7 protein-coding genes are annotated in these 10,182 nt (G+C 62.4%); 6 read left to right on the top strand and 1 reads right to left on the bottom strand.

Features of this window, described 5'->3' with window-relative positions:
* Positions 1–3,495 (bottom strand): chromosome segregation protein SMC (smc, locus tag Q8K05_RS02270; protein ID WP_305244921.1); only part of this gene is annotated, 3,495 nt, incomplete at its 3' end.
* A gap of 339 nt (positions 3,496–3,834) precedes the next feature.
* Between smc and dapC the strand changes: the two genes are divergently transcribed.
* From dapC to Q8K05_RS02240, 6 genes are all read left to right on the top strand, one after another.
* Positions 3,835–5,040: a succinyldiaminopimelate transaminase gene (gene dapC, locus Q8K05_RS02265; RefSeq protein ID WP_305244920.1), complete on the top strand. Its 1,206-nt coding sequence runs from the start codon at positions 3,835–3,837 to the stop codon at positions 5,038–5,040.
* A gap of 11 nt (positions 5,041–5,051) precedes the next feature.
* Entirely contained in the window at positions 5,052–5,879 is an 828-nt protein-coding gene (dapD, locus tag Q8K05_RS02260; protein ID WP_305244919.1) for a 2,3,4,5-tetrahydropyridine-2,6-dicarboxylate N-succinyltransferase, read from the top strand.
* 24 nt (positions 5,880–5,903) lie between these two features.
* A complete protein-coding gene (locus Q8K05_RS02255; protein WP_305244918.1) occupies positions 5,904–7,055 on the top strand; it encodes a PilT/PilU family type 4a pilus ATPase in 1,152 nt (383 codons plus the stop codon).
* 256 nt (positions 7,056–7,311) lie between these two features.
* Entirely contained in the window at positions 7,312–8,517 is a 1,206-nt protein-coding gene (gene dapE, locus Q8K05_RS02250; protein ID WP_305244917.1) for a succinyl-diaminopimelate desuccinylase, read from the top strand.
* Entirely contained in the window at positions 8,514–9,395 is an 882-nt protein-coding gene (gene prmB, locus Q8K05_RS02245; RefSeq protein WP_305244916.1) for a 50S ribosomal protein L3 N(5)-glutamine methyltransferase, read from the top strand. The genes dapE and prmB overlap by 4 nt, the downstream gene beginning before the upstream one ends.
* 106 nt (positions 9,396–9,501) lie before the next feature.
* Positions 9,502–10,182 (top strand): ATP-binding cassette domain-containing protein (locus Q8K05_RS02240; RefSeq protein ID WP_305244915.1); only part of this gene is annotated, 681 nt, incomplete at its 3' end.

Raw genomic sequence — 10,182 nt, 5'->3', positions numbered from 1 at the left:
TGCCACGACGCGCGAGACGCCCTGCTCCTGCATGGTCACGCCGATCAGCTGCTCGGCCATTTCCATGGCGATCTTGTTGTGGCTAATAAATAAAAACTGGGTCTCTTTACTCATGCTGGACACCAGTTTGGCATAGCGCTCGGTGTTGGCATCGTCCAGCGGCGCGTCCACCTCGTCGAGCAAACAAAACGGGGCCGGGTTGAGCTGGAAGATCGCAAACACCAGCGCAATCGCCGTCAGCGCCTTTTCGCCGCCCGACAGCAGGTGAATCGTCTGGTTTTTCTTGCCGGGCGGCTGCGCCATCACCTGCACACCCGCGTCCAGAATTTCGTCGCCGGTCATCATGAGTCGGGCGTTGCCGCCGCCAAAAAGTTCGGGAAACATGCGGCCAAAATGCCCGTTGACCGCGTCAAAGGTACTGGACAGCAAATCGCGCGTTTCCATGTCGATCTTCTTGATCGCGTCTTCAAGCGTCGCCATGGCTTCGTTCAAGTCGGCCGACTGGGCATCGAGGAACTGCTTGCGCTCGCGCGCCGTGCTCAATTCGTCCAGCGCGGCCAGGTTGACAGCGCCCAGCGACTGGATTTCGCGGTTGATCCGGTCAATCTCGCTTTGCAGGCCGGTCACGCGCACGTTGCCGGCTTCAATGGACTGCGCCACAGCGGCCAGATCCGCCTCAGCGTTGGTCAGCAACTGGGCGTATTGTTCCACGCCCAGACGCGCGGCTTGCTCTTTCAGCTGGAATTCGGTGATGCGCTGGCGCAGCGGCTCGAGTTCACGCTCCAGCTGTTGTCGGCGTTCGTCGCTGGCGCGCAGCTTGTGGGTCAGGTCGTCGTACTGGCTGCGCTGGGCCCCCAGGTCGGCTTCGCGCTCGAGTTTGGCGGCCAGCGCACTTTGCAGTCCGCCCTGTGCTGCGGCATCGTTCAGTCGAGAGAGCTCTTCGTGCGCGCGCGCTTCTTCCTGCGCGACTGTCGCCGCCTGCTGGGCCGCGATGGCCAGCGAGCGTGCCAGCTCCTCGCGGCGCGAGGCCAGGCTGCGTAGCGCAAACTGCGCTTCTTGCGCCTGGCGCTCCAGCGTGCGCTGCTGCTCACGCGACTCACCCAGACGGCGCTCGGCACTGATCACCCGGTCGTCGAGCTGCGCATGGCGTTCCTGGGTGTCGGCCAGCTGCATGTCAAGCTCTTCAAAGCGGGCCTCGGCCGTCACTTTGCGCTCCTGCAACTCGTCCAGTTGCGCCTCGATTTCGGCCATGTCGGCCTGAATCTGCGCGCTGCGGGCGCGGGCTTGCTCGGCCAGCTGGCTCAAGCGCAGCACTTCGACCTGCAGTTCGTGGGCGCGGCTCTGGTTTTCAGCGGCTTCGCGGCGGGCCGTGGCCAGGCGCTGGGCGGCGTCCTGGTAGGCGGCTTCTGCGCGCACCAGCGCAGACCGGGCTTCGTCGCTGATCAGGGCCTGGGCCCTGAGCTGCTTGTCCAGATTTTCAATTTCCTGGGCACGGGCCAGCAAACCGGCCTGTTCGGAATCGGGCGCATAAAAGCTCACGCTGTGCGCCATCACGGCGTGGCCGCTCATGACGTAAATCACTTCACCGGCCTGCAGCTTGCCACGTGCGGACAGGGCGGCGTCCAGGCTTGGCGCGGTGTAGCAGCCCTGCAGCCAGTCGCCCAGCAAGGCGGACAGGCCGGCATCGTTGAGCCGAAGCAGATCGGCCAAGGGCTTGAGATGGAGCAAGGGATTGGAGGGCTCGGGCGCCCCTGCGTTGGGCGCCGTGTAAAACGACAGCTTGGCCGGCGGCGCACCCTGGCCATCGGCGCCCGCAAAGCCGCGCACCAGCTCCAGGCGGCTGACTTCGAGCGCACCCAGCCGCTCACGCAGCGCCGCTTCGAGGGCGTTCTCCCAGCCTTGCTCAATGTGGAGGCGGCTCCACAGGCCTTGCAGGCCACCCAGGCCCTGCTTTTCCAGCCAGGGTTTGAGTTTGCCGTCGGTTTTGACCTTCTCCTGCAGGGCCTTGAGCGCCTCCGCGCGGGCAGACAAGCCCGCGCGCGTGGCCGACTCGGTGTTGACGGTTTGCTGCAGGCTGCGCCGTTCTTCGTCGAGCCGCGGCACGCTGTCTGTCAGTTCGTGCAGACGGGCCTCGGCCACCGACTGCGCCTCTTGTGCGCTGGCAAACTGCGTGCTGAGGTTGGCCAGACGCGCTTCGTCGGGGGCGTTCAGCGCGTTGCGGTCGGCCGTCAGTCGTTCGCGCTTCAGGGTAAGCGTGCGCGACTGCTCCTCGATATTTCGCTGGTCGGCGGCCAGTACCTGAATCTGCTGCTGCACCTGCGTGACGCTGGCGCGCTGCTCGTTGGCTTTGGCCTGGGCCTGACGCAGCGCTTCTTCAAGCGAGGGCGACTGGCCTTGCTGTTCTTCGTTTTGCGCCGCCAGCAACTCGGCCTTTTCTTCGGCCTCAAAAGCTTGTTCGGCCAGGCTTTCGGTCTCGGCCGCCGCATCGTCCTGGCGCGTGGCCCACTGGGCGGTCTGTTCCTTGAGCTGGACCAGGCGCTGCTCGACGCGCAGGCGGCCATCGACCACGAAGCGGATTTCAGCTTCGAGCCGCCCCACTTCGGCGCTGGCCTCGTAGAGCTTGCCCTGGGCCTGGTTCACCTGGTCACCCGCCGCATAGTGCGCCTGCCGTATGGTTTCCAGGTCGGCTTCAATGTGGCGCAGGTCGGCAATACGGCTTTCGAGGTCGTTCACCGATTTTTCAGCGTCCGCCTTGACCCGGGCCTGGTCAGCTTCGCTTTCGGTGCGCTTTAACAACCACAGCTGGTGCTGCTTGAGCGTGCCGCTGGCCTGCAGCGCGTTGTAGCGCAGGGCCACCTCGGCCTGCTTTTCAAGGCGCTCCAGGTTGGCATTGAGTTCGCGCAGGATGTCTTCCACGCGGGTCAGGTTTTCGCGCGTGTCCGACAGCCGGTTGGCAGTTTCCCGGCGGCGTTCCTTGTACTTGGAAACACCGGCCGCTTCTTCGAGGAACAGGCGCAATTCTTCGGGCTTGGACTCGATGATGCGGCTGATCGTGCCCTGGCCGATGATGGCGTAGGCGCGCGGCCCGAGGCCCGTGCCCAGAAACACGTCCTGCACGTCGCGGCGCCGCACCAGCTGGTTGTTGATGTAGTAGCTCGACGTGCCGTCGCGCGTCAGCACGCGCTTGACCGCGATCTCCAGGAACTGGCCCCACTGGCCGCCAGCGCGGTGATCGGCATTTTCAAACACCAGTTCCACGCTGGCGCGGCTGGCCGCCTTGCGGCTGGTCGTGCCACTGAAAATCACGTCCTGCATGGACTCGCCGCGCAGCTCGGACGCCTTGCTCTCACCCAGCACCCAGCGCACCGCATCCATGATGTTGGACTTGCCGCAACCGTTGGGACCCACCACGCCGACCAGTTGCCCGGGAAGTATGAAATTGGTGGGTTCCGCGAACGATTTGAACCCCGCTAACTTGATCGAATTGAGACGCACAGCTGTCCCTGTTTTCTTGAGCCTGACTTACGCCTTGAGCTAACCCGTTGATTTTTATACTGCTTTAACGAGTCGCTGACACGACACGCACGGCAAATAGCAGTGCGCAGCCCGCAATGTTACCCGAGCGCCGCGCTGCGCAACGCCTTGGGACGGCTGGCATTGTGCGGTAGCTCGGAAATGCGTAAGCTCCAGCCTAAAATTTTAGTCAAATTGGCATCAAGCCCAATAAATACGGACCATCTTAGCTATATATTTAATAGCATTTTGAGACTCTGCGGCCGCAGGCCACCCCGAACCCCGGCGCGGGACATGACGCCAAGGCTGGATAATCCGCGTATGAATCCCCTGCTTTCCCGCCTTCAGCCCTATCCGTTCGAGCGGCTGCGCCAATTGCACGCCGACATTACGCCCAACCCGGCCTACAGCCCGATCAGCCTGGGCATTGGCGAGCCGCGTCACGCCACGCCACAACTGGTCAAGGATGCGCTGACCGACAGCCTGGCCGGCCTGGCGAGCTATCCCGCCACAGCGGGCGAGCCCCGGCTACGCCAGGCCATGGGCCATTGGCTGGAACGCCGCTATGGCCTCACCCTGGACCCGGCCACGCAAATCCTCCCAGTCAACGGATCACGCGAAGCGCTTTTTTCGCTGGCGCAAACGGTGCTGGACGCGAGCCAGCCGGGTGCCACCGTGGTCTGCCCCAATCCTTTCTATCAAATCTACGAAGGCGCGGCCCTGCTGGCCGGCGCGCAAGCCTGGTTTGCGCCCAGCGACCCGGCGCGCAACTTTGGGGTGGACTGGGCCGCCGTACCCGAGGCCGTGTGGGCGAAAACCCAGCTGGTGTTTGTCTGCTCGCCCGGCAATCCGACGGGCGCGGTGATGTCGCTGGCCGAATGGGAACTGCTGTTCAAGCTCAGCGACCAGTACGGCTTTGTGATTGCCTCTGACGAGTGCTACAGCGAGATTTACTTCCGTGAGGAGCCGCCGTTGGGCGGGCTGCAGGCCGCCGACCAGCTGGGCCGGCATGACTTCAAGAACCTGATTTCTCTGACCAGCCTGTCCAAGCGCAGCAACGTGCCCGGCCTGCGCAGCGGTTTTGTGGCAGGGGATGCCGCGCTGATCAAGCCTTTTTTGCTCTACCGCACCTACCATGGCAGCGCCATGAGCCCGGTCGTGCAGGCGGCCAGCATTGCCGCCTGGAACGACGAGCAGCATGTGGTGGACAACCGCGCGCTGTACCGCGAAAAGTTTGCCAAGGTGACGCCTTTACTGGCCGAAGTAATGGACGTGGCCCTGCCCGATGCGGGCTTTTACTTGTGGGCCGCCATTCCTGACGTCTTTCAGGGATCAGACACGGCATTCTCGCGCGAGTTGCTCGCTCTTTACAATGTCGTGGTGTTACCCGGCAGTTATCTGGCCCGCGATGCCCGGGGCTTTAACCCGGGCGCAGGCAGAATCCGCATGGCGCTGGTGGCCGAAACCGCCGAATGCGTGGAAGCAGCCCAGCGCATCGTTCACTTCATTCAATCCAAAGTTCACTGAAAACTCATCACATGACGCAAGACAACCTGCAATCCATCATCGACGCGGCCTGGGAAAATCGTGCCAACCTGTCGCCCACTGCCGCACCCCAAGAGGTGCTGGACGCAGTCGAGCACACCATTGAGCAACTCAACAACGGCAAATTGCGTGTCGCCACCCGGGACGGCGTGGGCCAGTGGACGACGCACCAGTGGGTCAAAAAGGCCGTGCTGCTGAGCTTTCGCCTGAAAGACAACGAACTCATGCGTGCCGGCGACCTGGGCTTTTTTGACAAGGTCCCCACCAAATTTGCCCACCTGAGCGAGCAGGAAATGCGCGCCACCGGCGTACGCGTGGTGCCGCCCGCCGTGGCGCGCCGCGGCAGTTACATCGCCAAGGGCGCGATCCTGATGCCCAGCTACGTCAACATCGGCGCCTATGTGGACGAAGGCACGATGGTCGACACCTGGGCCGCCGTGGGCTCATGCGCCCAGATCGGCAAGAACGTGCACCTGTCGGGCGGTGTGGGCATTGGTGGCGTGCTGGAGCCTATGCAAGCCAACCCGACCATCATTGAAGACAACTGTTTTATCGGCGCGCGATCCGAAATTGTCGAAGGCGTGATCGTCGAAGAAAACTCGGTCATTTCCATGGGCGTGTACATCGGCCAGAGCACGCCGATTTACGACCGTGAAGCCGACACCGTGAGCTACGGCCGCATTCCCGCAGGTTCGGTCGTGGTGTCGGGTAATTTGCCAAAAGCCGGCGGCAAGTACAGCCTGTACTGCGCGGTGATCGTCAAGCGGGTGGATGCTAAAACGCGTGCCACGACCAGCCTCAACGATTTGCTGCGCGACTGAATCTCAATTTAGGAAAGCTGAAAAATGAGCACGATGGAAAGAATTCTGCGTTTGATGGCCGACAAAAAAGCGTCAGATGTCTACCTGTCGGCTCACTCGCCTGCCCTCATCAAGATCAACGGCCAGTCCATTCCCATCAACGCCCAGATTCTGCCCGCCGACGCCCCACTCAAGCTGCTGGCCGAAGTGCTGCCGCCTGCGCGGATCGAAGAACTGGAAGAATTGGGCGAGCTGAACATGGCCCTGGCCCTGGAGGGCCTGGGCAACTTTCGCATCAGCGGCTTTCGTCAGCGCGGCACCTATGCGGCCGTGATTCGCTTCATTCCGAACGAGATTCCGCCGCTAGACAGCCTGAGCCTGCCGCCCATCCTGGCCGAGCTGATCATGGAAAAGCGTGGCCTGCTGCTGATGGTGGGCTCGACCGGCGCGGGCAAAAGCACGACGCTGGCCTCCATGCTGGACCGCCGCAACGAAACCACGCAGGGCCATATCCTCACGATTGAAGACCCGGTCGAGTTTTTATTCACCAACAAGAAATCGGTGGTCAACCAGCGCGAAGTGGGCAGCGACACGCAGTCGCTGCAAGTTGCGCTGAAAAACGCACTGCGCCAGGCACCCGACGTGATTCTCATAGGCGAGATCCGCGACCGCGAAACCATGTCGGCCGCCATCGCCTATGCCCAGACAGGTCATTTGTGCCTGGCCACCATGCACGCCAACAACAGCTACCAGGCGCTCAACCGCATCCTGAGTTTCTATCCGGTGGAAGTGCGCAACACCATGCTGGGCGACCTGGCCGCGGCCCTCAAATGCATCGTTTCGCAGCGCTTGCTGCGCACGCAGGGCGGCAACCGCACTCCGGCGGTGGAGGTCATGCTCAACACCAAGCTGGTGGCCGAACTGATTGAAAAAGGCGACTTCTCGGGCGTGAAGGAAGCCATGGAAAAATCCATGGCCGAAGGATCGCAAAGTTTCGAGCAGGACATCGCCAAGCTGATTGTGCAAGGCACCGTCACGCGCAAGGAAGGCCTTCAGCATGCTGACTCGCCAACCAACCTGATGTGGCGGCTTGAAAACGACTTTACGTCGGCCAAAGCCAAAATGCAGGCCCCCGAAATAGACCCGGATGACGAACCGTCATTCACGGAAATTACGCTGGATGTGAAGCACGGATGATGGAAATGGCCCCCACGCTGTTCACTGCGTGTAATGCGCTGCCCCCCGAGGGGGCTGGCCTTGCTTGGGGCGGCCCGACGCTGCGGCCACTGGCCCCCACGCTTTTCACTGCCTGTAATGCGCTGCCCCCCGAGGGGGCTGGCCTTGCTTGGGGCGGCCCGGCGCTGCGGCCGCTTGCCGCCGCGCTGGCCGGTGCTGCGCAACATGACGTTCACGCTTTTTATTTTTAGACCGGCCCAGCCCTCACCGAACCACTATGTCCCGAACTCTCCGTCTGGCTGAACAGCTGATTTCCCGTCCTTCCGTGACTCCCGACGATGCAGGCTGCCAAGCCATTCTGGTCGCCCGGCTGGCCGCTGTGGGCTTCAAGTGCGAAACCATACTCAGCGGACCTGAGCACTTTCGCGTTACCAATTTGTGGGCAAAATTTGAGGGTTTTAGCCCTCTAGCCCAATCAGGACGCGCACTAGAAGCTACTGAATCAATAGCGCATTCAGCCCCCCCTAAAACACTGGTGTTTGCCGGCCATACCGACGTGGTGCCCACAGGCCCGCTGGAGCAATGGCACAGCCACCCGTTCACGCCCAGCCATCGTGACGGCCAGCTGTACGGACGCGGCGCTGCCGACATGAAAGCGTCCATCGCCGCCATGGTGGTCGCTGTCGAGGAGTTCCTCGCTTCCCATCCGCAGCCTGCGCTGTCGATCGCTTTCCTGATCACCAGCGACGAAGAAGGACCGGCGCTTGACGGGACGGTGGTGGTCTGTGAGCAACTCAAGGCCCGAGGCGAGGTACTCGATTACTGCATCGTGGGTGAACCCACCTCGGTGGTCCAGCTCGGCGACATGATCAAGAACGGCCGGCGTGGCACCATGAGCGGCAAGCTCACCATCAAGGGCGTGCAGGGCCACATCGCCTACCCGCACCTGGCCAAAAACCCGATTCACCTGTTTGCCCCGGCCTTGGCCGAACTGGTCGCAACCGAGTGGGACCGGGGTAATGAATTTTTCCCCGCGACCAGCTGGCAGGTCTCCAACGTGCATGGCGGTACCGGCGCCTCCAATATCATTCCGGGCGAACTGGTCGTTGACTTCAATTTCCGGTTCTCCACAGAGTCCACGCCGGAAAGCCTGCAGCAGCGCCTGCAGGCCGTACTGAGCCGGCACCAGCTCGAATACGACCTGAAATGGACCTTGGGCGGCCTGCCCTTCCTGACCACGCCGGGCACGCTGGTCGATGCAGTGCGCGGTGCGATCCGGGATGAGACCGGACTGACCACCGAGTTGTCGACCAGTGGCGGCACCAGCGACGGCCGTTTTATCGCCAAAGCCTGCGCCGAAGTCATCGAGTTTGGTCCCCTGAACGCGTCCATTCACAAGATCAACGAATGCGTTGCGGTGGCATCGCTCGACCCGCTGAAAAATATCTACAAAGGCGTTTTGCAACGTCTGGCCGCGCCATGAGCGCGCTGACAGTGCTGGCGCTGATTGAGCAGATGGCCGCCCGACTGGAGGCTGCAGGATTGACGCAGGCCGACGGTTTCGGCCAGGGCACGCTGACGGCCTTCGATGAGGCGGCTTGGCTGGTCATGTGGCGGCTGGGTTTGCCGTTGGATGAACTCGATTCAGTAGAGGAAATGCCGGTAGCCCCTGCCGATATGGCCCAGGTAGCGATGCTTTTTGACGAGCGCATCACGAACCGGCGACCCGCCGCCTACCTGACCCAGGAGGCCTGGCTGCAAGGCGTGCCCTTTTATGTCGATGAGCGCGTCATCATTCCACGCTCCTTCATTGCCGAGCTGCTGGCTGACGGCAGCATCGACCCCTGGCTCAGCGAAGACACGCAGCAAGTCCTGGATTTGTGTACCGGCAACGGCAGCCTGGCCGTGCTGGCGGCCATGACCTACCCCGAGGTACGGGTCGATGCCGCTGACATCAGTGCTGACGCGCTGGCGGTGGCCCGCATCAACGTCGACCGACACCAGTTGCAGCAGCGCATCACGCTGATCCAGTCCGACTGCCTGGCCGCCTGCACCGGCCCTTACGACCTGATCCTGTGCAATCCGCCCTATGTGAACGCGGCCACCATGGCGGCTTTACCGGCGGAATTTCGGGCCGAGCCCGGGCTGGCGCTGGCCGGCGGCGAAGACGGCATGGACTTCATCCGAAACCTTTTTTCCACAGCGGCGCGCCATATGAGCGAAAATAGCGTGTTGGTGCTGGAAATCGGCAATGAGCGCGAGAATTTCGAACGCGCCTTTCCGCACCTCGAAGCGCTCTGGTTTGAAACCAGTGCCGGGAGTGACCAGGTCATGCTTATCACGCGCGAACAATTGCTTTGATCTATTGATTAACCGATTGATTGGCGCGTTTGGTGAGCGACCGGAATATCCCACTCATGGGCGTGGAACACCCCGCCCCCTAATTTTCTTGAGTCTGTTTGTTTAAATGATTACCCTTAAAAATGTGGTGCTGCGTCGCGGCGCCAAAGTGATTCTCGACAGCGCATCTGTCACGCTCAACCCCGGCGAAAAAGTCGGCCTGGTCGGGCGCAATGGCGCGGGCAAGTCCTCGCTGTTTGCCATGCTCAACGGCACGCTGCACGAAGACGGCGGCGAATACTACATTCCCGCGCAGTGGAAAATGGCGCAAGTCGCCCAGGACATGCCCGAGACCGAACAAAGCGCCACCAGCTACGTGATTGAAGGCGACGTGGTGCTGCTGGCCGCGCAGGCCGAGGTCGATGCGTCCGAAGCCAGCGGCGACGGCGACCGCATGGCCCACGCCTACATGAACCTGTACGACTCGGGCGCGCACGATGCACAGGCCCGGGCGCAGGCGCTGATTTTGGGTCTGGGCTTCAAGCTCAGCGAGCTCGACAACCCGGTCAACAGCTTTTCAGGCGGCTGGCGCATGCGCCTGCAGCTGGCGCGCGCGCTGATGTGCCCGTCGGACCTGCTGCTGCTGGACGAACCGACCAATCACCTGGATTTGGACGCGCTGGTCTGGCTGGAAGCTTGGCTCAAGCGCTACCAGGGCACCATGCTGGTCATCAGCCATGACCGCGAGTTCCTCGACGCGGTGACCGACGTCACCGTGCACATCGAACGCGCCAAACTCACGCGTTAC

The organism is Polaromonas sp. (genome assembly GCF_030682935.1).
In the GTDB taxonomy this organism is placed as follows: domain Bacteria; phylum Pseudomonadota; class Gammaproteobacteria; order Burkholderiales; family Burkholderiaceae_C; genus Polaromonas.
The sequence above is the reverse complement of the archived record's forward strand: the minus strand, read 5'-3'. Positions and strand labels throughout refer to the sequence as shown.